Here is a 25,047-nt window from a genome sequence, read left to right on the forward strand (position 1 = left end):
TCTTCCCATTCCGAACAGAGAAGTCAAGCCCGCCAGAGCCGATGGTATTGCCGTAACAGGTGGGAGAGTAGGTCGGTGCCTTTTTTTACACGAAGCCCCTTCAGGAAACTGGAGGGGCTTTTCTTGTGATATACACCTCACCCCCGGGTATATTTGTTATATATTTACCCCCATAGCAACCAAATGGTTCCCCTCTGGGGATATATTGATACCCGCCCTGGACCGCTGCCCGGCAAACCCCTATAATCCCGCATTCCAGAGGCCCTGGGAGACTATACAGGCCTCAAGCTTATTTAGAGTCATAAAAAAAGTAGAATAGAGATCTGCGATAGTGAAACCAGGGCACGTTACATCTAGAAGAAGACTAATGGTATAGAAGAATAGAAGTGAGATAGGAATTCATTGCTTTTAGATATAGGATTTGTATTTAGGACAGATATGTTTTTAGTTTATAGGGATGTAACATGCTATTGTCAAGTAACTTAGTGTGAAACTGTATCTTTATTCCTTAAGGGATGGGATATCAAAGCAAGTGTTTATATTATTCCTCCGTATAAAAATCGATAAGACTACCTACATACTCTTGGTTCCAGCCCTCGATAATATCGTTGTAGGCATCGTCGGGGATATTGATATGATTGACTTCAAACGAAGTGCCTTTTTTATGTTCATGGAGCTTGATCGTGACAATTGAAGCCTCCTCTTGATCTCCAAAATACCATTCCTGAACAATCTTTTTGAAAGGATCCAACTCCAAAAACTTGCCCGTAATACCTCCGTCCCAAAGGGAGAATTCTCCGCCTTCTATAGGATCGATTTCGACGGCATCTCCAGTCCATAAACGAATAGTTATTTCTGTTGTTAATGCGAGGTAGATCTCTTCGGGAGTTGCTGGGATAATATAGTATTTTTTGAATGCTTTCATACCCAAAGATAAGGCTAATCAAGAATATTATTCCTTTCTTTCTGTTATATTATTCCGCCATAGTTTTGCATTCTTAATTCTCGCTTTTTATTTTTGTATATGAGTAATAGACTCCCCCCAGATCTGGTACGTCATCTTCAAGGAGATGCTAATTTTGATTACAAGGCCTTTGTCGCAATACACGATAGCGAACAGAAAACGTCATCCATCCGTATTAATCCCGCAAAAGCATTTGATTTGTCGTTAATAGATATAGACAAGCCAATTCCTTGGTGTGAGGGTGGATATTATCTTAAAAAAAGACCCGTGTTTACATTGGATCCTTTATTTCATGCCGGATGTTATTATTCGCAGGAGGCAAGCTCCATGTTTTTGGATTTTGTGGTTAGAAAGCTGAATTTACATCTAGAACCTATCCGAGCCTTGGATTTATGTTCCGCTCCTGGTGGTAAGGCTACGCTTCTGAATGCGAGCCTACATAGGGATGGCTTATTGGTGGCAAATGAGATTATAAAAGGGAGGGCTGCTGTACTAAGGGAGAATTTGATGAAATGGGGAAACCCAAATGTGATTGTTTCTAATAATGATCCAAGTGCGTTTGGCCGTCTGCCCGGATACTTTGATCTTATGGTCGTCGATGCACCGTGTTCAGGATCTGGAATGTTTCATAAGGACCATAACGCAATAGATGAATGGTCTATGGCAAATGTGAAGCTATGCAGCGAGAGACAGCAACGTATAATAGCGAATAGTATAACCTCTTTGAAAACGGGGGGGCACTTATTTTACTCGACGTGTTCTTATTCAAAAGAGGAAAATGAAGATATCGTCGATTGGATGATTGACACGTTCGGTTTGGAATCTGTATCTCTAGAAGTGGATGATACTTGGGGTATAGAACGTAGTCAATCAGAGACGCATAAAGCCTCTACATATCGTTTTTATCCCCATAAAGTAGCTGGGGAGGGTTTCTTTTGCGCTATACTTAAGAAACGTGAGGAGCAGGAATCGTTTTCTTTAAAGAAGATGAAGATTGAGAAAAATACAGCGCCAAAGGCGCTAGCCGAAAAATGGGCAAATATGGAAGGACTGTATGCATTTCTGCATCATGATTTACTGCATATTTTTCCGAAGATCTATGAGCAGGATCTAGCGGCTTTGCAAAAGGTACTATACTTAAAAAACGCGGGTACAGAAATAGGTAGGGTTGTTGGAAGGGATCTGATACCGAGCCATGACCTCGCTTTAAGTAATAGGATCCATAAAGATATTCCCTATTTGGATCTCTCTCTTGAAGACATGCTAACGTACCTGAGAAAGGAGAATTTGCCTTCAACGGTTAATCCTGATGGATTGAAGGGCTGGGTTATTGTGCGATATGAAGGCATGGATATAGGCTGGATTAAGGCGATGCCAAATCGTATTAATAATTACTATCCCAAAGAAGTACGTATCGCTAATCTCTAGAAACGATAGTAGGCAAATTAAGAATGCTGTTCAATCAATTGCTGATGCTGTACTATAACCTGGCATATATCATCAGCAACTTCTGCTTTAGTTTTTAGGGTAAAGTCTCTGATCTCTCCACTTTTGGAGAGGATACTGACTTTATTCGTGTCGGTACCGAAGCCGGCACCTTTGTCTTGCATGGAATTTAAGACAATGAAGTCTAGATTTTTGCGTGATAGTTTTCCTTTAGCATTCTCTAGCTCATTTTCTGTTTCTAGCGCAAAGCCAACCAAGGTTTGGTGTGTCGCTTTATTTGAACCTAAAAAGGCTAGGATATCTGTTGTTTTTTTGAGCTGAATTGAAAAATCTTCCGCTTTCTTTTTGATCTTCTGAGGCGCTACGTCTATTGGGGTATAATCAGATACAGCTGCGCTCATAACGATAATATCTGCATCGGCAAAATGTTGCTGACAGGCCTGCAACATTTGTTGAGCTGTCTGGATGTCTATTTTTAATGTGTTTTTCGGAGCTTGCAGTGCCGTAGGGCCAGATATTAGGGTAACTTCAGCTCCGAGCTCCTGTAAACGCTTTGCCAGGGCATAGCCCATTTTTCCGGAAGAATGATTTCCAATAAAGCGGACAGGATCAATAGCTTCGTAGGTAGGGCCAGCTGTAACTAACGCTTTTTTGCCTTTTAAGGGGAGTTCTGGGTTTAGGTGAGAAAGTAGGAAGTTAATAATCTCTTCCGGTTCTGCCAAACGCCCCTCTCCAACCAAGCCGCTAGCTAGTTCTCCATCTCCTGGGGGGATAACCGTATTTCCGTAGGAAAGAAGCTTCTGTATGTTGTGTTGTGTCGCAGGGTGTTTCCACATATCTAGATCCATTGCCGGAGCAAGGTATACTGGACACTTGGCAGATAGGTAAGTCGCTGTTAGCAAGTTATCACAAAGGCCATTCGCTAGTTTGGATATCGTATTGGCCGATGCCGGTGCGATGATCATTAGATCTGCTTGGAGTCCTAGCTCTACATGATTGTTCCATACACCAGTTTTTTTATCGTAATATTCAATTAATACTGGATTTTTTGAAAGCGTGGAAAGTGTCAGGGGAGTAATGAACTCGGCTGCATCTTTGGTCATTATGACCTGAACATTAGCTCCTTGTTTGATTAACAAACGTACCAAAGAAGCTATTTTGTATGCGGCTATACTGCCGCATACGCCAAGTGCAATATTTTTGTCTTTTAGAGAAGACATGATGTTTCAGTCTTAATCTTGTTCTTTGGATGGATTTCTGAAGTAGACTTTATCATTCAAAAACTCATCGATAGCAATAAGAGTTGCTTTTGGTAGACGCTCGTAGTGTTTTGAAATTTCGATTTGTTCGCGGTTCTCAAAAACTTCTTCTAAATTGTCATTGTTGCTAGCAAATTCTGCCAATTTGGAATTCAACTCCTCCTTTATCTCCACACCAATTTGGTTCGCTCTTTTGCTAATTACAACTATAGATTCGTACAGATTGTCCGTAGCTTGATCCAACTCTCTTAAATCTCTAGTTACGGTAGAGTTTGGAACGGCGGTGTTTTTTGCTTGACTCATATTTATTTATATATATGTAAATATTCTATTTTTTTCCTTCTGCTGCTGTAGCTTCTTTGGACACTTCGGTGATGCCTAGTTCTTTGTTCTGTTCTTCGATCTGCTTGTTGATCTCATTCATCCTTCGAATGGCGAACACAATTTTCTTATCTGCACTAGATTTCAAACCATCTAACTCAGCACGGTACTTACTACTTGGATAATGATCAACAAACGTCTCATAATAATCTATGGCATCATTGAAACGCTGCTCTTGTCTATTCGGGTAACTGTTGTCTGCAAACAAGTATTGTGACTTTACAATTAAGTATTCAATCTCTTCTGCAAATCTTGTGTCAGGGAAGTCTTTTAGTACGTTTTCAAGCGCTATTACAGCAGCACGGTAATCGTCTGATAGCCCCATATTATAATAGAGTTTGGCATTATCGAAGGCCTTTTTCTCTAATTTTTCACGTAGATCTTGTATGAGTTCACCTGCTTTTTTTGCCCTTTCTGATTCCGGATAATAGTTTACAAAAAGTTGTAATTCATCGATGGCCTTGCGTGTGTTTTCCTGATCTAGATTGGAACGTGGAGATTCAATATAATAACAATAAGCAGCCATATATCTACACTCTTCAGCGCGAGGACTGCTTGGGTAGATGCTGGCGAAAGTTTTAAAATGGTGCCGAGCAGAAGTGTAATCTTTGATACGGTAGTTGGCATTTGCGCGGAGATAATATAAATCTTCCGCTTCCGCACGACCACGGTACTTTTCTGCTAAATCGTCAAATAGGATTAAAGCCTTCGAATACTTGCCTTTTTCATAAAATTTTACAGCCTCTTGATACTTCATGGCTATATTATTGCTGTTTTTAAGTTTTTCAAACTTACTTTTACAGCCAGTGAAAAAAAATGCAGCCAGTAAAAAGGCTATTATAACTCCTGTGCGTCTATTTAAAAACATTTTACAAAGATACGTCAATTAAAGATAATATTCAATTAAATTTCAGTCTGCAATTTACTTGATTTTAATCCACTTAGTGTGGCCGTATCAAGCGTTTAACATACTTTAACCCTTATGTTAACATCTGTCATCACATTGCTAGAAATGAGGGACTGATTTCAAAATGAGTAAATATTTATTTATCTTTACGGAAACAGAACGAAAGTATTTATAAAATGACCTTACGCGAAAGAGTCGAACAAGCATTAGATACATTAAGGCCTTATTTAGAGACTGATGGTGGGAATGTAAGAATCGAAGAGATTACTGATGATAATATCGTTAGATTGAGATTGTTGGGAGCTTGTGCAAGTTGTTCAATGAGTATCATGACCTTCAAAGCAGGGTTAGAACAGGCTATCATGAAAGCAGTCCCTGAGATTGTATCGGTAGAAGCCATAAACATAACAGATATGGATGATCCTAATGCGACATCCCCCAATCAATTGTAACGAAATTGTTGTTTCTCGGTTAACACATTTTAACAGCAAGGTATTACGTGTTTAACTATTTTTGTTAGAATGCTACAATATCTAAAATATTTGTTTGTTTTATTTTTTGCTTTGAATGGCCTGTTTGTTCATGCGCAAAGCAAAAATCTGGTTCAGTTTAGTGGATTGATTTCTTCTATTGGATCTGATCTACCTGTAGCCTATGTAACCATTAAAAACACCTCTTTTAATAATCAGACATTTATTTCTAATAATGACGGCTACTTTTCATTTGTAGCTCATAGTGGAGATACCATACGGTTTTCAAGCGTAGGATATGATCCACTTACGTTTGTGGTTCCACATGTCGCCAGCGATAAATTCACGGCACATATTCAAATGCGGAGTTTGGTTATCGAGCTACCTGCCGTTACTCCCTTTCCTTGGGCTAGCTATGAAGACTACCTGGCAGATTTTATGGGTATGAAAGAAGGGTATGATCCCGTGGCATCAGCACGAAATAATATTAGTCCAGAGGCGATGGCAGCACTAGCTCGGATAGTGCCAAGAAACGCAGACGAGATACAGAACTTTAATTCTACACAGCGTCATATTAATATGACGAATAAGAATATCAATCAAAGATATGCTAATCCTCTTTTAAACCCGTTTGCATGGGCACAGTTGATTAATCAGATACAGCGTGGAGATTATAGTAGGCAAAAGTTAAAGTATTAATATTTTCAATCCGCGTTTTTGATGTCGGTGATGCGACCTATCTCGCGAACACTGAGCTTCGAGGAAAAGTATGACACACATACGGATAATACGAAGACTGTTGCAAAGACAATAACAAAATCTTGTAAACGTATGTCAATGGGGTAGACATCGATCAAAGACCCTTCCATTTCTCCTGTGCGTATGAAGCCATAACTCTCTTGTAGTTTACAGAATAGAAAACCAATTACGATACCGAAGGCACTTCCGATAAGAGCAATGAGCATACCCTCTATGAAGAAAATTCGCTCTACGATGGACTTTTCAGCTCCGAGGTGTTGTAGGATTTTCATGTCTTCTTTTTTGTCGATGACTAGCATCGTTAGAGACCCTATAATGTTGAAAATAGCAATGATACCGATGAATGTAAGTATGAAGAAAACAATCCATTTTTCGGACTTGACCGTTTTGTAAAGCGTGGGATTTTGCTGTTCTCTATTTTTAATGTAGAAATCTTGGTCCAGTTCCTTCTTAAGCTCTTTTTGAACTTTAGACGTTTTACTAGAGTCTTTTAGGTATACTTCGATGGCAGAGATCTTATCGGGTTCGTCTAATATTTCTCTTGCAAAATCCATCGGTACTATGATAATGTTGTCAAACTCCGGCTGATAAGCCAGGACACCATTCACCGCTATATTTCTTATATTGAAATCTTCTAAAGGATTGAGGTTATTGATAGAAGCTGAACGTCTCGGGAAATATAGATCAACATGGTTATAAAAACCGCTGAGCGGTATTTGTAAGTTAGATTGTATCTGTGCTCCGATCAAAGCGTAATTCGTCGTATCATCGCGTATGGAGAATTTTCCAGCGTGCAGAATATCTTTTTCACTTTGAGCCGTTAGCGCCGAAGGAGCCATGCCTTTCAGCTTGCCCACAAACTGTTGCTGATCGTATTGAACCAGGATTTTATCTTCCAGTAGTTCAACATAATTTTTTACTTCGGCAGAAGTTGCCAGGGTTTTAAAGGAAGGGAGTTCTTTTGAAAATGTTTTTCCCTCCTTCGGTTCAATTCGCAGGTGGGGAGTAAAGCTGCTGTACATGGATAGAATAAACTTCTCCATACCGTTGTAGAAGGATAAAACAATAACTAGTGCAGCCGTACTAACAAATACCCCTACAATGCTTATAATTGAAATTATATTTATTGCGTTTACTGATTTCTTAGAGAAGAGATACCGAGTGGCAAAAAGTAAGGGGATTTTTAATGATTTCATCCGCGCACAAATGGATTTGTTCGTTTTTCGAAGTCTATACTGGTACTCGGCCCATGGCCTGGATATACAACAGTTTCAGCTGGAAGAGTATATATCCGTTGCGTGATGGATCGTAACAGCGTCTCATGATCACCTCCAGGTAGGTCTGTGCGACCTATGCTGTTCCGGAATAGGACATCTCCCCCAATAAGAAAGTTATCCTCAGCAGAATAAAAACAAAGGTGAGCAGGTGAATGACCGGGAGCGAGTATCGCTTTTAGCTTATGATCTCCGATAGCGATCTCCTGATTGTCGCTTAAGAAGGCATCCGGTATTGGGGATGTCTCGTATCTGATACCCATCTGGGGCGCATAGTTTTGAACAGCGACTAAAACAGGTACTTCTCCCTCGTGGAACTGCGGTTTAAGCCCCCATTCTTCATAAACAAAGCGGTTCCCAAGAACGTGATCTATGTGGCAATGTGTATTGAGTAATATTTGCGGTTTTAGTTGATTTTGTGCAATAAAATCCTTTAATTGTTTTTCTTCCAGGTGATTATGCATCCCTGGGTCAACAATTATACAGTTTTTGTTTTCGTCATAGAGGACGTAGGTGTTTTCCTGATATGGATTGAAAGTTATTGTTTCTATGCTAATCATAATTCAAACTTAACCAAAAAGCTTTGTATTCACGAATCCCTGTTTTAAAAACAAAATGTTATTGCCACTTCGTTGAGTTAATTAAATGCCTTATGTCTTTTTTTACGAAATCTAAGACCGGTTGTATTGAATCCAAATGTGGCTTTTCATTAAAATACAATGCTCCACGTAGGTAGTGTTTTGATTTATCAGAGATAAAAAACTGGTAGTTAGAGGCCGTATTGCCTTGAATTTCATATTCGAGACCATAGATATTCTGCTCTTTTATAAATATATCTTTTTGTTCGATAGCACTAGCCATGGTGGTGTGTTTGAAGACAAACGTTCGTGCATCTTCTGTAAGCTGTTCAAGTGTAGAATGTGGCCCTATATTAAAATAACTAAGGTGGAGTCTGGCGTTGAACTGTGGAAAATCTAGATTTTTCCAACACGGCATAGCGTTCCTGTTTTCGTCTGTAGTGAGGATACTGTAAATTGGTATTTCAAAGGAAAAGGGGCAGCCTGTTTTGGGCGTATGGTAGCTGTGCTCAGGAAAGACTACCCGGTGAAAGCCACGAGGCTTTGGGCTGTAATCATGGCTGTTACATGCAAAAAAAAGAAAAAATATCGCCCCCAAAAAGTGTATCTTAAACATGGCCGCTTAAAAAGTGTTCTTCCATATTTCCCAGTTTTTTTCCGCTTGTAGTACCAACATTTCGTAACCATTTTTGATGACAGCATGTCGCTCTTTCCCTTTCTGTAGAAAAAGGGTTTCTTCTGGGTTGTATATTAAATCGTAGAGCAGGTGATCGGCGGTAATAAATTCATAGGGAATGTTAGGACACTCATCTGCATTTGGAAATGTACCTACAGGAGAGCAATTTATGATAATTTGGTGAGCTTCAATGATTTTTTGATCCAAGTCACTATATGTAATGTCGCCATTTTCGCGATTTCTGCTAACTAGTAAATAAGGAATGTCCAATTTATTGAGGACATAGCAAATAGCCTTGGCTGCTCCGCCATTGCCCAATACAAGTGCACGATGGTGTTTGTGGGTTAGCAAAGGTTCTAATGACTTTTGAAAACCGAACGCATCCGTATTGTATCCTTTGATCGCGATTGTAGTGTCGTCTCGGCGATGTATGGTGAGGCAGTTTACGGCTCCTATTTCTTCAGCTTCGGGAGAAAGATTGTCAACGAATTTAAGAATAGACTGTTTGTATGGTATCGTGACATTAAATCCATGAAAACGGGTATCCTTACGGACTAGATCTGCAAACTCGTCAATATTTGGAAGGGAGTAGAGGTCATAGTCTATTCCTGTAATGTGTTCTTGTTCAAATTTTGCTAAGTAATAGTTTTTTGAGAACGAGTGCCCTAATGGGAATCCTACTAAACCTAGTTTTATCATGAATTGGACGTGTATTTTTTTATAATTTCTGAAACAATCGGGTTTCCTTGCAGCTGAGGCAAATAATCAAAAAGAATATGGTGCTTCTCTGGTCCGAATGAAAGGGCCAATTCTAGAAAATTAAGTGCTTCGTTGTACTGACCATTGGCAAATAGATAGGCAACGAGTCTATAATATAATTCGGCGCTGTCTGGATTGCACTTTATAGCCTCAGACATGGTTTCGATAGCTTCTATAAGTTTTTTTTGCTCAAAGTATATCGACGAAAAATCCAACCAGGCATCAATATCTGTAGGATTAAGCTCAACGACCTTAGAATAGGCCGCTTCAGATTCTTCCACCTGTCCCAGCTTATATCTAGCATCAGCTATTGCAAACCAATAGTCTGGGTTATCGTCTTCGAGCTCCAATGCCTTTTTATAAAAATGTAGCGACTCAAAGTAACGCTCCTCAAAGTCCAGTGTGACACCAATACCAAACCAGGCGTCTGATAGGGCACTGTCTAGTTTAACCGCCTTTTTATAATAATCTCTTGCGGTATCCATCTGCTCGAGTTTCTCGTAGCATTCTCCAATAGCACAATAGGTGTCTGCATTTGGCGGTTCATACTCAAATGTTTGTTTATAGACGAGGATTGCTTCGGAGTATTTGTCTAGATTGACTAAGGCATTACCTTTATTGAAGTACGCTGAGGCGAAGTTTTCTTGTATTAAAATGGAGTAATCATAGGCATCGATTGCCTCTTCAAAGCGTGACATTTTATGATACGCGTTGCCAAGATTATACCAAGCGATGAAGGAGTAGGGGTCCCGATCAATAAATTCATTGTAAAATGTGATACTCTCTTCTTGCCTATCTAGGATATCATAACAAAAAGCCAGTTCATAGAGTGCATCTTGATTTTCTAAGTTGATCTCTAGTGTTTTTCGTAAGAAGGTGACCGCTTTCTCATAATTACCCTGTAGCTGATAGAGACCGGCTAGTTGATAATAGACATCTTCCTTATTTTCTGCATTGGAAAGCGCTGCCAAGAGCGCTTCTTCGGCCTCCTGATAGCGACCGGTAGATGCGAAGATAGATCCTCTGATAAGCTGTATATCGCCATCTGAGGGCTCGAGCAATTCGGCCTTGAGTAGGGCTTCTAGCGCCTTTTCGTACTGTTGAATAGAAGCAAGAAGTTGTGCCTTCTTTAGAAGGAAAGATGTCTCAAAAGGATGTTGATTGCTGGCGAAATCAATCACTTGCAGTGCTTTTGACGGATCATTTTTTTCCGTATAGTAGTCTATAATACTATCAAAAGCCGCCGAGTCAAAGAAGTATTGATCGTCATTCCGAATCATTTCTTCGTAACGATTTACAGATTCCTTTTGCTCCTCCGGCGATCCAAACTCAAATTCCTCTTCCATATCGTATCTATTTAGTGAAAAATACACTTTTTAAATTAAACCTATTCAAATTTCTTTTCCACATATTAACATACAGAGTGTAAAAAGAGGAAAAGGTTTAAAATAAATAAAGCCGTCCCGAATTTCGGGACGGCTTATTATTTGTAATAATTATACGAGTGTATGATTATTTTTTGATCTCAACACGACGGTTTTGAACACGACCTTCTTCAGTTGCATTTGATGCAATTGGGTTAGCCTCTCCGTAACCGTTAGCGTTAATGCTAGATGCAGATACACCAGCATTTACTAAGTATTGTTTTACTGCATTAGCGCGGTCTTTTGATAAGTTCACGTTGTATGACTCAGAACCTTCTGCAGAAGCGTATCCGTCTAAAGTAACAGAAGATTTGTTATCGCGGATTTCTTTAGCTAATTTATCTAAAGTAGCGTAAGAAGAAGTTTTCAATACAGAGCTATCGAATTCAAATTGAATTGGAGCGTAGTATGCACCTGTAGTAGCGTTGTTTTGAACAACTGGCTCAGGGAATTTGATTGGACATCCAGAACCATCAACTACTGTACCAGCAGGAGTGTTAGGACATTTGTCAAATTTATCAGATACACCGTCTCCATCTGAATCTTTACCTAAAGCATCAACAGTACCCTCTAATGAAGAAACGCGTTGTTTTAATGCTTCAACTTCGTTACGCAATGAAGGATCTTTCAACTCATCGTACATTGTAGCAACTGGGTTAGCAAAAGTCAAGTTTTGTTTGTCTCTTGAACCTAAAGTGAATTCTAAACCACCGTAAACGTTAGAGAATTTACCTTTGTAGTCAGTTCTAGCTGGTCCGTAAAGTCGATTATCATCAGTGAAGTTCATGGTGTAACCTAAGTTCAATGCTACAACTTCAGATAATTTGAATTTAACACCAACACCTACTGGCACATAAGCTGCTAACCTGTTATCTCTGTCACCAACTGGCTCGCGGTCACCGAAAATTTCTTCACCCCATTTACCTTTGTTGTTGTAAACTTCAGTACCTGTGAAATCGTTGTTTGAGAATTGAACTGGGTTGTGTGCCATTACTCCTAAACCTACTTTAGCGTAGAAGTTAACTGCATTTTCTCTTCTTAAGAAGTCGATAGTACCCAATTGGAATACACCGTTCATACTAGCAGCCCAGTTTACTGAAGTTTCAGCAGATTTTGCTCCGTTAGCTGTTTCTGGTGCAGTAACCATATCGTGGTTGAAAGTTTTGATTTTACCACGGTTACCTTCTAATTCTAAACCGAATAGGTGAGAGAATTGTTTACGGATAGTCAAACCATAGTACTCACCAACTTTGTTTTGGAAGTAACCAACTTTTTGACCGAATGCATTTGATCCACCAACTAGTGCGTTAGGTGTAGTGATACCACCTTGTAAGCCGATAGACCAAGTTCTGTATTGTGATCTACCACCAAATACAGTTGGAGTTTGAGCTTGAGCAGTTTCAGCAAAACCTAAAGCGGCTACTAAAGAAGCTGCAACAGCTGTTTTTTTAATTGTAGAATAGTTCATACTCTTTTGTTTAAGGTTATTAAAATTTTTAATTGTTCTCATTTTTAACATAACTTAACAATAACGGTGCCAAAAATTTAAATCGCATTGAAAAAATAATGTAGCACGCATTTGTTGTTAAATAATAGGTAAAATTACTTATTTGTCTGTTATATAACAAATATTTCGCTCAAATTTGTTTGTCTTTCGATAAAAAAGAAAGACAATGTAGCTTTTACACTACATTGTCTAACGTATTATGTTCAAAATAGTTGAAGTTATAACTTCATTAGAGGATGTAATGTAGAACTGCTAAAGTCAATCCTCCCAGTATTGCGCTCACAGGTATGGTAAGTATCCATGCCCATAACAAACTGATCGTTACTCCCCATCGTACAGCTGATACGCGTTTTACAACACCTACACCAATGATCGATCCTGTAATTGTGTGTGTGGTGGACGCCGGAATTCCAAAATGCTCGGTGATGCCGAGTGTGATTGCTCCCGCTGTCTCGGCACTGACACCTTCCAAAGGAGTAACCTTAGTAATTTTGGTACCCATTGTTTTTACAATTTTCCATCCACCACTCATCGTTCCTGCAGCGATCGCTACATAACAAGATAAAGGTACCCATTCTGGCATTTCTTCAAAACTTCCGATCACCCCTTGGGCTATTAACGCAGTCGCAATAATACCCATTACCTTTTGGGCATCATTACCACCGTGGGCAAAACTTAAACCGGCAGAGGAAATTAGCTGTAAGATTTTGAACCATCTTTCAGCGACACTAGGTCTGGTTTTTTTGCAGATATTGATAATGATTAGGGTAATGATAATCGCAATGGTCATCCCTATGACTGGTGCCAGAACAATGAAAGAAAGAATCTTTAATGTAGCACTCAAATTGATCGCGTCCAAAGGGTTGGCACCTAGAAAAAGAGCATATGCCATTCCTGAACCAGCAAAGCCGCCGATTAAAGTGTGTGACGAGGAAGATGGTATTCCATAATACCAGGTAAACAGATTCCAGGATATAGCCGCTACTAACCCGGCAAATATTACTTCGAGTGTAATATATTGCTCGATTACTGTTTTTGCGATAGTATTGGCGACTTTGTGGTCTGTAAAGACAAAATAAGCGACAAAATTGAATAGAGCGGCCCAAAGTACAGCCATAAATGGTGTCAATACTTTGGTTGATACGATAGTTGCAATTGAATTGGCTGCGTCATGAAAACCGTTGATATAATCAAAGGCTATCGCTAATACAATAACAACAACTAATAAAGTCGTGATCATGATAAATTAATTATGTATAGTTAACCTGCCCTAGTTAGGCATTTTTAACAAGGATACTTTCCAACACATTTGCTACATCTTCACATTTGTCTGTAGCGTCTTCCATTGCGGATAGAACTTCTTTTTGTTTGATAAGTGAAATAGCATCTGTTTCGTACTCAAATAGATCTGCAACAGCTTTGTCGAAAATATAATCCGCCTTATTCTCTACACTGTTAATACGTACACAAGAATCTGTGATGTTTCTGATGTTTTTCAGATCTTTCAGCTCAAATAAGGCTTTTGCTACATGTTCCGTCGCCTCCAAAATCAATGCTGTAATTTCAATCATCGGTTCTGTAGGCTTCTCTACTTTGTAGAGCTGCATTCTGTTTGAAGCTCCGTGTATGAAGTCTGCAACATCATCCAGTGAACTCGCTAAAGCGTGGATATCTTCACGGTCAAATGGCGTGATGAAGTTTCTTCCTAATTCGAGGTGGATTTGGTGCGTGATATTGTCACCGACATGTTCAAGGTCTTCTAATTTTTTAGAAAGCTCTTTTCTTTCTTCTAGATTAGTGCTATTTACCGAAATGTTGAGGAGTCTAGCCATCTCTATAAGATTGGCGCCAGCTTGTTCAAACAGAGGGAAGAACTTTTTGTCCTTAGGGACAAAGTACTGAAAGATGCTATTTAAAGACATAATACTTTTATTTTGATGCAAAAGTATAATGTTAATGTTAAGTTAATGTTAAGTTTTTAAACATTGACTTGTTAAGTGCTTTTGGATTTGGACAGGGTAAAGCCAAAAGTTGTACCTATTCCTTCGGTGCTGCGTACGTTGACGGTTTGTTGATGCGCTTCCAAAATATGTTTAACGATAGATAGTCCCAAGCCTGAGCCTCCAATATCCCGGGATCGACTTTTGTCTGTCCTGAAGAAACGCTCAAATACTCTTGGTAGGTTTTTCTCTTCAATTCCATAACCATTATCGGTAACCTCGATTAATACTTGATCTAACAAATGGAATATGCTGATTGTTGTTTTTCCTCCATTTTTGCCATATTTTAACGAGTTGTCTATAAGGTTGACAAGAACCTGTTGGATTTTTAAACGATCACCTTTTACTTGTATCGTTTGGTTCGGCTTTGTATTGAAAATAATCTTGATATTATTTTTGTTTGCTTTATCAATAAGGTGGTCAATCGTTTCATTGATTAATTCGATAATATCGAACTTTTGAATGTTTAGCGATATTTTTCCCGATTCAAGCTTCGAGATCTCATCAAGGTCATTAATAAGATACGTCAACCGATCGATATTTTTGGACGCTTTATCAAGAAATACCAATGCCATATCAGGATCGTCAGCCATCATCCCGTCCTGCAGCGTCTCAATATACCCCTGTATCGCAAAAAGAGGTGTTTTAAATTCGTGCGAGATATTTGATAAAAACTCTCTTCTGAACTTTTCCTGCGCTTTCAACTGATCTATTTCTGTCGACTTTTGTTTTGCCCAGTCTCTTACCTCTTGTTCGGCTCCTTTTATTGGATCATCACTGGCATGTTCTGCAAGCACTTCTTTCATGTCCTTTCCAAGTTTTAGGCTGCGGATTAATTTGTAAATATTGCTGATTCTATTGTTTATATATTGATTTAAGACATTGCTGAGGATGATAAAGGAAATAACAAAAGATACAGGTAGTATCACAAAGAAGTGATTCCAATCGCTTTCATAGTACAAGCTCACGAGGGCTAGTGCCGTGGAGATAATTAAAGCAATATAGAAAACAAGGAGCCTAAAGTTCATAAAAGACTTTTGTAGTTAAATTCGAGAATACAAAAAAGTGTAATAATCAAGAGCAGTTCTGCTGGCGCTCGATTATTACACTGCTAAAAATAGGAATATTAATGTTAAGCTTATATTAAAATCTTGCGATCACAGTTTTGCCACCAACTGTTTTGTCTCCGATAGCAACATTTATTTTTGTGCCTAGAGGTAAAAAAACATCCACTCGTGAACCGAATTTGATAAATCCAAATTCCTCTCCTTGTGTTACAGGTTGTTCTTCTTTGACATACCATACAATTCTACGCGCTAAAGCCCCAGCGATTTGTCGGAATAGGACTTCAACTCCGTTATCCTTTTTTACCACTATAGTGGTGCGTTCGTTGTCCGTAGAAGATTTTGGATGCCATGCTACCAAGAATTTACCGGGATGGTATTTAAAAAAAGTAACGATACCAGATATAGGATTTCTAGTTACATGAACATTGATTGGTGACATAAAAATCGAAACCTGAATCCTTTTGTCTTTAAAATATTCAGTTTCTTCCGTCTCTTCAATAACAACGACTTTGCCATCGACCGGACACAAGACAGCATTCTCATCGATTTGTATTTTCTTTATAGGGCTTCTAAAAAACTGTACAATAACGATAAACAAAAATGCAGATACTCCGTACAGAAACCATTTGATGATTTGGTTGGCATCGTAATAATCAGCGACGGCATTAATGATGAATATAAATAGAACAACTAATGCTAAACTTGTATATCCTTCTTTGTGAAACTTCATATGTCAATCGTTATATTTTATATGCCTTTTAATTTTGCAAACATAGATAAATTCAGGTAAATATCCTAGATACCCTTTTCGCGTTGTATCTGCACAGGGGGAATGTGTGTCTTTTCTCCTGTTGCCTGAAGTGTAAATGTGATAATTAACAAGTCGTTAATAGGTTCGCCTCCTGAGTAAGAAGGGAGGTAATATCCTATTTGATTAATCATGCGTTCTAAGATGTTTTTTTCCTCCTTCGAAAGTACGTTTCCCATATCTAAGAATGTCGCCGAAGAGGGGATACCTTTTTTTGATACTTTTACCTCATAACTCAGTAACCTCTCCATGTCTTGGCTACTTTGAAACGACGATTGCTCCAGGTAATCAACAAACTTATTGGCAATGAATATGTTAAAGCCTGTGAATTCGTCAAAAGAACATTTTTTGCTTAACAGATGCTCCGCGCGTGGGAAGTAATCATTTGGGGCGAATATAAAATCTTCTTTAGGAATCAATAAATGATCAAAGCCTTCTTCAAAACGCGTGCCGCTTAATTGGCCGTTTTCGAATTGCTCTGTTAATAGGTGGGTTTGAATTCTCTTTTTTCCTTCTTCAACAAAAGAAATATACCATAAGCCTTCTGGAAGCCCGTTTTTGACCTTGCCACGTCTATTAAACCGGGTGTAGCCGTGTTCGGTAAAACCAACTATGGGAAGATCCATATCGTATGTTCCTTCGCCATCTTTGACTAGTTGCTGTCCTCTACGATCCCAATAGTGATTGATCTGAAAGGTAGACGGTCCTAACGTGATGAATAACATTGGCTTGCCGTCTGGATAATAATATTTCCATGGACCGGTGGCGATATCATCCATAAAGGTGGATTCCCATTTTAGGACACCATTTGGATGATATGCTTTGAACTCACCCTGTTTTTTGCCGTTTTGGTAGTGCCCTGAAAGTATAACCCGACCGTTTGGGTCGAAGTCCCTGAAGAGGCCTTCAAACTTATTTGTTTTTATGTCGAAAGAGGAAACACGTTCTATATACTTGAATTCACAGTTTTTGTCCACCAGGTAATAATTTTGGTCAAAATAAAAACGCATCATATCGTTAGGAGCCTTTTCAAAGTACAAGGGTTTATTTTCTTGAGCTTTAAGGCAGTAAGATAAGGTCAATAATACGGTAATCAAATAAATAGCTTTTTTCATCTCTCTTTTTCAATTAGTGCGCTTCTAGCCAGTTTGACCCTTCGCCTGTTTCTACTTCAATAGGCACCCGCAGCGTGATGGCTTTAGTCATTCGTTCCGAAATTATGCGTTTGAAGATTTCCACTTCACTTTTGGGTACATCAAACACAAGTTCATCATGAACCTGCATGATCATTTTGCCTGATAATTTTTTATCTTCGATATCCTTTTGGATTTGAATCATCGCGATTTTTATCATATCTGCGGCAGATCCTTGGATCGGAGCATTGATCGCGTTACGTTCGGCAAAGCCTCTTACTGTCATGTTTGCTGAGTTGATGTCTCTCAGATAGCGTCTCCGTTTCAGGATAGTTTCTGCATACCCCTTTTCTTTGGCCGATTCTACCGCTTTGGACATGTATTCTCTAACACCTCGGTATTGGGCAAAGTACTGATCGATGATATCTGCTGCTTCGCGACGCGATATGCCTAGATTCTGGGACAGACCGAATGCAGATTGTCCGTAAATGATGCCAAAGTTGACCGCTTTTGCATTACGACGTTGATCCGAAGTGACCTCGTCTAGCGATACATTGTATACCTTGGCCGCAGTAGCACGATGGATGTCATAGCCTTTAGTAAATGCTTCTAGCATATTCTCGTCTTGACTAAGCTCGGCCATAATGCGGAGCTCGATCTGTGAATAATCAGCCGAAAGTATAATATGATTTTCCGAGCGCGGAACAAAAGCTTTACGTACTTCACGACCTTTTTCTGTGCGTATTGGGATGTTTTGAAGGTTGGGGTTCGTCGAGCTCAGACGGCCTGTTGCAGCTACGGCTTGATTGTACGACGTGTGAATCAACCCTGTTTCGCGGTTGATAAGGGTAGGAAGTGCATCAACATACGTTGATTTCAGTTTTTGATATTGTCTAAAGTCTAATATATCCTGTACAATATCTGATTTATGTGCAAGAGCAACGAGTACTTCTTCGCCTGTTTTGTATTGTCCTGTTTTTGTCTTTTTCGCCTTAGGATCCAATTGTAACTTGTCAAATAAGACTTCGCCCAATTGTTTCGGTGAGGCTATGTTGAACTTCGTTCCCGCTTTATCGTAGATCCTTTGCTCGATGGAAGCTATATCTTTTTCCAAAGACAGGGAAAAAGCCTTTAACGTGTCTGTATCAATTTTTACCCCATTTTTTTCCATTTCGGAAAGCACGTATACTAAGGGGAATTCTACTTGTTCAGCTAGGTTTTTAGTTTCTGTTTCCGATAAAAGAGGAGCGAACTTTTCGTACAGTTGCCAAGTGATATCTGCATCTTCAGCGGCATAGTCTTTTGCTACTTCGACAGCGACATCGCGCATATTACCTTGGTTCTTGCCCTTGTTGCCTATTAGCTCTGTTATGGATATAGGCGTATAGCCGAGGTAGGTTTCGGATAGAATATCCATGCCGTGACGCGTGTCAGGGTCAATCAGATAATGAGCTAGCATGGTGTCAAATAATTGTCCTTGTATGCGTACGCCGTATCTGGAAAGTAGCAGGATGTCGTATTTCAGATTTTGTCCGATCTTCTTTATCGAAGCATTTTCAAAAATTGATTTGAAGCGATCAACAATGAGCTGAGCTTGTTTTGCGTCAGCTGGTGTTGGAACATAGTAGGCTTTGCCTTTTTCAAATGAAAAAGAAAGTCCAACAATATCTGCAACAAGCGGGTCAATTCCTGTTGACTCTGTATCAAAACAAATTGCTGTCTGTTGGGATAATTTATTTGCTAGGTCTTTTATTTTTTCTGGATCATCGATAAGAATATAATCGTGTTCTGTATCTTTAATAGTTAAGTTTGGGGTAAGTGAAGCTATGGGTTGCTCGGGTGTATTTGAGCTGGCTGGTTGTTCCTGCGCAAAGAGATCCATTTGGGCTGAATTTGCTTTTGCCGAATTATCAAGAGTGGAGAAATCATCGCCGAATACCCGCTTGCCCAAAGTGCGAAATTCGAGCTCCGCAAATAGGGGCTCTAAAAGCTCTTTATTGGGAGCTGTCACTTGAAGCTGTTCCTCATCTAGCGTTACAGGAACGTCCAGAAGTATGGTCGCCAATTTTTTCGAAATAAGTCCTTGCTCTGCAAAGTTGATTACATTCTCCTGCTGTTTACCTTTAAGCTTATCCGTATTGGCAATCAAACCTTCGACACTACCGAATTCTTTCACCAATTTTTTTGCGGTTTTTTCACCGATTCCTGGAATGCCAGGTATGTTATCAACAGCATCTCCCCAAAGGCCCAAAATATCGATCACCTGCGATACATCATCTATCTCCCATTTTTCTAATATTTCAGGTACTCCCTGTATTTCTGCCCCGTTACCCATTCGGGCTGGTTTATAAATAAAGATATTGTCAGATACTAACTGTCCGAAATCTTTGTCTGGTGTCATACAGAACACGGTAAAGCCTTCTTTTTCGGCTTGTTTGGCCAAGGTGCCAATGATATCATCCGCTTCGTAGCCATCCATTGTAATCAAGGGGATATTAAACCCTTCGACCAGTTTAAATATGTAAGGGATAGATTTGGAGAGATCTTCCGGCATCTCTTGGCGGTGTGCTTTGTAAGCTTCAAACTCAATGTGACGATTGGTTGGGGCCGCAGTATCAAAGACTACAGCGATATGGGTGGGGTTTTGATTCTTCAAAACCTCCAGTAATGTGTTTGTAAAGCCCATAATAGCGCCTGTATTGAGCCCGTATGACGTCAATCTAGGCACCTTGTTGAGTGCAAAATATGCTCTATAAATAAGAGCCATCCCGTCCAAAAGAAAAAGTTTTTTCACAAGGAGTAAATTTATGTGTACCTCACAAAGGTAATAAAACCTTCATCAACTACATATAATGAAGAACAATGAAACAGCATGGACAATAAGTAATAATATTGATATTTTTTTGCGACTTTTGTGAGAATTGGGGTTATTACTTAAATAAGCATAAATAGGGAATGAGAGGTTTGGTCACAAAATCAACGGGTAGTTGGTATCAAGTGTTAGGAGACGATGGTGTTTCTTATGATTGTCGAATCAAAGGAAAATTCAGAACAAAGGGTATTAAGACGACAAACCCTATTGCTGTTGGTGATTGGGTTGACTTTGATCTTGAAGATTCAGCGCAAACAGGAATCATTACAAACCTAGAGCCTCGAAAAAACTATATTATCCGAAGGTCCGTCAATTTATCTAAACAAACTCAGATTTTAGGCGCTAATCTAGATCAGGCTGTTTTGCTTGTTACCTTGGCTTCTCCTCCAACTTCCTTAGGATTTATAGATAGGTTTTTGGTGACTGCTGAAGCCTACGGTATCCCTGCGGTATTGGTATTTAACAAATTAGATCTTTTCAGTGATGAAGGGAAAGAAATACTAAAAGAATACAAAGCTATCTACGAGCATATAGGTTATGCCTGTTATGAGGTTTCGGCATTAGAAGGGACGCATGTGGATACATTGGAGCATATTTTAAAGGATAAAGTGACGCTCTTGTCAGGTCATTCTGGAGCGGGCAAATCGACACTTATTAATCGAATTGTGCCAGGATCACACCTACGTACCGGACAGATTTCAGACTGGTCCGATAAAGGGAAGCATACCACCACCTTTGCCGAAATGATTGAACTGCCTTTCGGAGGGAAGCTTATTGATACTCCAGGTATTCGAGAGTTGGGGATTGTGGACATTGAAAAAGGAGAACTGTCGCATTTCTTTCCCGAGATGCGGCTTTATCTCAATAAATGTAAGTTTAATAACTGTCGTCATATTAATGAACCTGGTTGTGTCGTGTTGGAAGCGGTAGACCAAGGAAAAATTGAAGAATCACGTTATGACAGCTACCTTAGCATGTATAGCAATGAGGATAATCGTCATTGATTCCGATCGATCGGCTGAAAACAAAAGCTATTTTGACTTGTTTTAATCCAAATTAATAAAATTGGAATATTTATGAAGTCTGTTTGGAAGTGGGTACTCATCGTTTTTTTGGTTCTTGTAATAGGTATATTGATGTTAATATGGTATTATGGAAGAAACTGGAAACCTATAGTTGAGACAAAACTTAAGGAAGTCGTACACAAATCTACAGGCGGGTTGTATATCTTGAAGTATGAGGATTTAGACTTAAATATAGCATTAGGTAACGCTACTTTTTGGAATGCTGAATTGATTCCAGACTCTGTTGTATATCAGCAGCAGGTGCTAGCAAAAGAAGCTCCGAATAACCGTTACCACATAAAGTTGAAGATGCTGAAAATAAGACAGTTTAGTCTTATGGATATTCTTTTGGATAAACGCTTAAATATTAAGACTATAGTTTTTGAAGAGCCAAATATACATCTCGTCAGCGAATATCATGCTTACAACGATACGATTTCTGACCATACCCAAAAGACCTTATACGAAAATGTAAAGGATATCTTTAAATCTATTAATGTAAAGCACATCAAAATTGACAACGTAAAGTTCAAGTATTCGAAGATTGAAGAAGGGCACACAAGCACTATTAGCCTCAATCAGGTAAATATTAATGTACATGACGTATTGGTGGACGAAACTTCACTAACCGATACCTCCAGACTTTACTATACGAAAATGGTCGATGTTCAGATTCCAAAATTTGAATATGACTTGCCAGATGGATACTATCGCGCGCGATTCGAGAGTCTAAGAATAAATACAAGAGAGCAAAACGTACTATTCACGAAAGTCTTTTATGGCCCAAAGATGGGCAAGAATGCTTTTTTTAAGCAAAAAAGGCAAAATGTAACAATGGCTGTTTTAGCCTTTGATACGCTGCGCATAGAGCACTTGGATTTTCGGAGATTGATTGACAACCAGCAGACCGTCGCCTCTAAAGTTCAGATAAAAAATGGTTCGGTCGATTTATCTGCTGATAAGAGATATCCAAAGTATCCTGTTGTCAAGGTGGGACATTCCCCACATCAACAATTAATGCATGCCAAAAAGTTACTTCGTTTGGATACTTTTTTAGTGGACAATATTAGTATCACTTATCACGAATTCAGTGCCAAGTTTGGTCGAGAGGGGGCCATCAGTTTTGATGGGGCTAGAGGTACTCTTACGAACGTGACTAACGATACGATCGCATTAAAGAAGGATCAGTTTATGCGAGCAGATCTTGTTGCCAAGGTGATGGGGAGCGGCCGGCTTCACGCGAAATTTGGTTTCGACATGCTTAGTAAAACCGGGTACCATACCTATAGTGGCACTTTAGGTGCGATGAATGCCACAGCGTTCAACCGCATTCTACAGCCTCTACTCAATGTAGGCATTGCTTCTGGGAATATCAAAAAAATAGCCTACAATATGGAGGGAACAGATCGAAAAAATTGGGGAAGTTTTAAGTTTGATTATAATGACCTGAAAATTGATCTGCCGAAAAAGGAGAATGGAAAGAAGTCAAAAATAGTTTCCTTTTTGGTTAATCAGATTTTGATAAATGACAGTAATCCGGATGCCAATGAGATCTATCATGTCGGAAAGATAAATTACAGGAGGGTGCCTGAGCACACCTTCTTTAAAACCGTATGGCAGAGTCTTCTCGATGGCATAAAGCAGTGTGCCGGTATCAGTCCAGAACGAGAAGCCAAGTTAATAGGCACAGCCGAAACTGTTAAAGAAGTCAGTTCTGAAGCTAAAGGTGTTGTTCAAAAGACCGGTAAATTTTTCAAAGGAATATTTAAAAAGAAAGAGAAAGCAGAAGAAGGCAAACCTTAATCGTTCTCCGCAAAAATATATATTACTATGTTTGTAGGATGAAGTCTATAGCAGATTTTTTGAAATTCGTGATTCTGTATCGTTACAAAGTTGTAGACCTTATCATGTTTTATGTTAGCATGGTCTGCGCCCTGACTGTACTGGTACATATAGGCTATATCACCAATCCGGATGTTGCAGAGTATACTAAACAGGCTATAGTCGCTATGTTTTATGGCCTTTTCGGGCTAGAAATTCTTCGTACATTTTCATCTGTTTTTGCCATAAAGGGAGTCGTTGTATCCCATTATTCCGGTATTGTTGTCATTCTATATTTTTTGCTTATCCTGTTTGCTCGTCTTACAGGTAGTCCTTGGTTAGCATATTTTGCCAAAGAAGAATGGCTGTATTTAGGAATAGGTATAGTCTTCTTGTCAGAACTGTCCAAGAGCAGTTTATTTTTTGATAACTTCTATTTCAATCCGACTATATTATTTGTGATTAGCTTTATAGGTTTGATTCTGATCGGAACGGTATTGTTGATGTTGCCCCGGACGACGTTGGAGGCGCCGCTTAGTTTTGTCGATGCTTTTTTCATGGCGACAAGTGCCGTATGCATTACAGGGCTTTCTGTAACGGATATATCGACCAACTTTTCATTGTTCGGACAGACAGTCATTATGTTGTTGATTCAGGTTGGCGGATTGGGAATTATGACCTTTACGGGATTCTTTGGATACTTTTTCTCTGGAGGATTCTCGTTCAAAAACCAGTTGATGTTTGGAGAGATTTTGGGCGAAAATAAGCTTAACGACGTTGTCTCTACACTGTTGACTATCATATTCATTACCCTGCTGTTCGAACTTATCGGTGGTGCTTTTATTTATTTTACATTAGACCCCCTGTTATTTGAGGGAACAGGCGAACGTATTTTTTTTGCTGCCTTCCATGCTATTTCTTCCTTCTGTAATGCCGGTTTCTCTATTCTTTCCGATGGCATTACCAATCCTGAATATCGCTACAATTATAGTTTTCAAATTGTCTTGACACTGATTTTTGTATTGGGAGGCTTAGGCTTTGGCACAGTTTACAATTTTTATACTTATCTCAAAGGAAAGGCGAATGCTGTTATCTGTTTATTATTTCTCAAAAAAAGATATAAGCATAAGGCGCAGCCCTTTAGTTTTAATACCAAGTTTATACTCTTATGTAATGCAATTGTGGTCATTTTGGCTACAGGGTCTTACTTTTTAATGGAACAAAATAACACTTTGGTTTCAGATAAAAATATTTTTGGGGAGTGGGTAACTTCCCTTTTCATGGCAAATGCTTCTCGATCTGCGGGATTTAACAGTGTGGATGTTAATTTTGTAAGCACTCCGACGTTAATTATGCTGACCACATTGATGTGGATCGGGGCATCACCTGGGTCCACTGGTGGTGGTGTCAAAGTAACTACAATAGCGATAGCGTTTATGAACATTTTGTCCTTGGCACGAGGTAAGGATTCGATTGAGCTTTTTAAGCGCAAAATTGCTTCTGAGTCTGTCAATAAGGCTTTTGCCATCATTATTCTATCGGTATTGACGATTACATGTTCGTTTGTTCTCCTTAATTTTTCAGATCCTGGTAAGCCCATGAAAGCGTTACTGTTTGAGTCGGTTTCGGCATACACGACCTGTGGTCTTAGTTTAGGAGTGACGCCTTCTCTAAGTGCAACCGGAAAGATGATTATTATTTTTACCATGTTTGTGGGACGTGTAGGTATGTTGACTTTATTGGTAGCCTTCATCAAAAACATGAAGAACAAAAGTTATATTTATCCAACCGAAAAGCTCTTGTTTTAAACAATTAAATGTATTGTAAGATGGGGTATGCAGACATAGGGGTAATTCCATAACCATAAATAAAAGACAA

Annotated in this window: 22 protein-coding genes; 6 read left to right on the forward strand and 16 right to left on the reverse strand. The window is 39.2% G+C overall.

Annotated elements, in window-relative coordinates; all coding sequences use genetic code 11:
- Positions 1-541 precede the first annotated feature (541 nt).
- Positions 542-925: an SRPBCC domain-containing protein gene (locus tag G7B20_RS11440; protein ID WP_164111391.1), complete on the reverse strand. Its 384-nt coding sequence runs from the start codon at positions 923-925 to the stop codon at positions 542-544.
- A 99-nt stretch (positions 926-1,024) separates the two neighbouring features.
- On the opposite strand from G7B20_RS11440, the gene G7B20_RS11445 reads away from it, so the two are divergent.
- Positions 1,025-2,392, forward strand: a complete 1,368-nt coding sequence (locus tag G7B20_RS11445) for a methyltransferase RsmF C-terminal domain-like protein (RefSeq protein ID WP_164111393.1) — start codon at positions 1,025-1,027, stop codon at positions 2,390-2,392.
- A gap of 17 nt (positions 2,393-2,409) precedes the next feature.
- Here G7B20_RS11445 and coaBC read toward each other — a convergent pair whose 3' ends face one another.
- The 3 genes from coaBC to G7B20_RS11460 are packed head-to-tail and all read right to left on the reverse strand — an operon-like array spanning position 2,410 to position 4,918.
- Positions 2,410-3,630: a bifunctional phosphopantothenoylcysteine decarboxylase/phosphopantothenate--cysteine ligase CoaBC gene (gene coaBC, locus G7B20_RS11450; RefSeq protein WP_164111395.1), complete on the reverse strand. Its 1,221-nt coding sequence runs from the start codon at positions 3,628-3,630 to the stop codon at positions 2,410-2,412.
- A 12-nt stretch (positions 3,631-3,642) separates the two neighbouring features.
- On the reverse strand, positions 3,643-3,972 hold the full coding sequence (locus G7B20_RS11455; protein ID WP_164111398.1) for a DNA-directed RNA polymerase subunit omega: 330 nt from the start codon (positions 3,970-3,972) through the stop codon (positions 3,643-3,645).
- A 25-nt stretch (positions 3,973-3,997) separates the two neighbouring features.
- Complete coding sequence (locus tag G7B20_RS11460; protein WP_164111400.1) at positions 3,998-4,918, reverse strand: outer membrane protein assembly factor BamD; 921 nt, start codon at positions 4,916-4,918, stop codon at positions 3,998-4,000.
- Between the two features lie 215 nt (positions 4,919-5,133).
- Here G7B20_RS11460 and G7B20_RS11465 point away from each other — a divergent pair, with 215 nt between their 5' ends.
- Together G7B20_RS11465 and G7B20_RS11470 are read left to right on the forward strand one after the other, a co-directional pair.
- The gene (locus G7B20_RS11465) at positions 5,134-5,409 is read left to right on the forward strand and encodes a NifU family protein (RefSeq protein ID WP_164111402.1); all 276 of its coding nucleotides are present in this window, start codon (positions 5,134-5,136) and stop codon (positions 5,407-5,409) included.
- Positions 5,410-5,478: 69 nt separating this feature from the next.
- A complete protein-coding gene (locus G7B20_RS11470) occupies positions 5,479-6,126 on the forward strand; it encodes a carboxypeptidase-like regulatory domain-containing protein (protein WP_164111405.1) in 648 nt (215 codons plus the stop codon).
- Positions 6,127-6,131: 5 nt separating this feature from the next.
- Here G7B20_RS11470 and G7B20_RS11475 read toward each other — a convergent pair whose 3' ends face one another.
- The 12 genes from G7B20_RS11475 to polA all read right to left on the reverse strand — a co-directional run bounded on the left by G7B20_RS11475 (position 6,132) and on the right by polA (position 20,206).
- On the reverse strand, positions 6,132-7,382 hold the full coding sequence (locus G7B20_RS11475; protein ID WP_164111407.1) for an FtsX-like permease family protein: 1,251 nt from the start codon (positions 7,380-7,382) through the stop codon (positions 6,132-6,134).
- Entirely contained in the window at positions 7,379-8,020 is a 642-nt protein-coding gene (locus tag G7B20_RS11480) for an MBL fold metallo-hydrolase (protein ID WP_164111408.1), read from the reverse strand. Before G7B20_RS11480 ends, G7B20_RS11475 begins: the two co-directional genes overlap by 4 nt.
- Positions 8,021-8,078: 58 nt before the next feature.
- A complete protein-coding gene (locus G7B20_RS11485; RefSeq protein ID WP_240458440.1) occupies positions 8,079-8,456 on the reverse strand; it encodes a hypothetical protein in 378 nt (125 codons plus the stop codon).
- A 204-nt stretch (positions 8,457-8,660) separates the two neighbouring features.
- The gene (locus G7B20_RS11490; RefSeq protein ID WP_164111412.1) at positions 8,661-9,413 is read right to left on the reverse strand and encodes a shikimate dehydrogenase family protein; all 753 of its coding nucleotides are present in this window, start codon (positions 9,411-9,413) and stop codon (positions 8,661-8,663) included.
- A complete protein-coding gene (locus G7B20_RS11495; protein ID WP_164111414.1) occupies positions 9,410-10,819 on the reverse strand; it encodes a tetratricopeptide repeat protein in 1,410 nt (469 codons plus the stop codon). Before G7B20_RS11495 ends, G7B20_RS11490 begins: the two co-directional genes overlap by 4 nt.
- A 166-nt stretch (positions 10,820-10,985) precedes the next feature.
- Positions 10,986-12,365: an OmpA family protein gene (locus G7B20_RS11500; RefSeq protein ID WP_164111595.1), complete on the reverse strand. Its 1,380-nt coding sequence runs from the start codon at positions 12,363-12,365 to the stop codon at positions 10,986-10,988.
- 268 nt (positions 12,366-12,633) lie between these two features.
- Complete coding sequence (locus G7B20_RS11505; protein WP_164111416.1) at positions 12,634-13,644, reverse strand: inorganic phosphate transporter; 1,011 nt, start codon at positions 13,642-13,644, stop codon at positions 12,634-12,636.
- Positions 13,645-13,678: 34 nt separating this feature from the next.
- The gene (locus G7B20_RS11510; RefSeq protein WP_079645681.1) at positions 13,679-14,326 is read right to left on the reverse strand and encodes a DUF47 domain-containing protein; all 648 of its coding nucleotides are present in this window, start codon (positions 14,324-14,326) and stop codon (positions 13,679-13,681) included.
- Between the two features lie 71 nt (positions 14,327-14,397).
- Positions 14,398-15,432 carry a sensor histidine kinase gene (locus G7B20_RS11515; protein ID WP_164111417.1) on the reverse strand — a complete coding sequence of 345 codons (1,035 nt, stop codon included), beginning with the start codon at positions 15,430-15,432 and terminating at the stop codon, positions 14,398-14,400.
- Between the two features lie 115 nt (positions 15,433-15,547).
- Entirely contained in the window at positions 15,548-16,201 is a 654-nt protein-coding gene (locus G7B20_RS11520) for a phosphatidylserine decarboxylase family protein (RefSeq protein WP_164111419.1), read from the reverse strand.
- Between the two features lie 65 nt (positions 16,202-16,266).
- Entirely contained in the window at positions 16,267-17,394 is a 1,128-nt protein-coding gene (locus G7B20_RS11525) for a toxin-antitoxin system YwqK family antitoxin (protein WP_164111421.1), read from the reverse strand.
- A 13-nt stretch (positions 17,395-17,407) separates the two neighbouring features.
- The gene (gene polA, locus G7B20_RS11530) at positions 17,408-20,206 is read right to left on the reverse strand and encodes a DNA polymerase I (RefSeq protein ID WP_164111423.1); all 2,799 of its coding nucleotides are present in this window, start codon (positions 20,204-20,206) and stop codon (positions 17,408-17,410) included.
- Positions 20,207-20,367: 161 nt separating this feature from the next.
- Between polA and rsgA the strand changes: the two genes are divergently transcribed.
- From rsgA to G7B20_RS11545, 3 genes are all read left to right on the forward strand, one after another.
- A complete protein-coding gene (rsgA, locus tag G7B20_RS11535) occupies positions 20,368-21,288 on the forward strand; it encodes a ribosome small subunit-dependent GTPase A (protein WP_164111425.1) in 921 nt (306 codons plus the stop codon).
- Positions 21,289-21,360: 72 nt separating this feature from the next.
- Positions 21,361-23,151 (forward strand): hypothetical protein, encoded by a 1,791-nt coding sequence (locus tag G7B20_RS11540; RefSeq protein WP_164111427.1) that lies wholly within the window; start codon positions 21,361-21,363, stop codon positions 23,149-23,151.
- 38 nt (positions 23,152-23,189) lie between these two features.
- Positions 23,190-24,977 (forward strand): TrkH family potassium uptake protein, encoded by a 1,788-nt coding sequence (locus tag G7B20_RS11545; protein WP_240452887.1) that lies wholly within the window; start codon positions 23,190-23,192, stop codon positions 24,975-24,977.
- Positions 24,978-25,047 lie beyond the last annotated feature (70 nt).

Source organism: Sphingobacterium sp. xlx-96 (assembly GCF_011007365.1).
Lineage (GTDB): Bacteria > Bacteroidota > Bacteroidia > Sphingobacteriales > Sphingobacteriaceae > Sphingobacterium > Sphingobacterium luzhongxinii.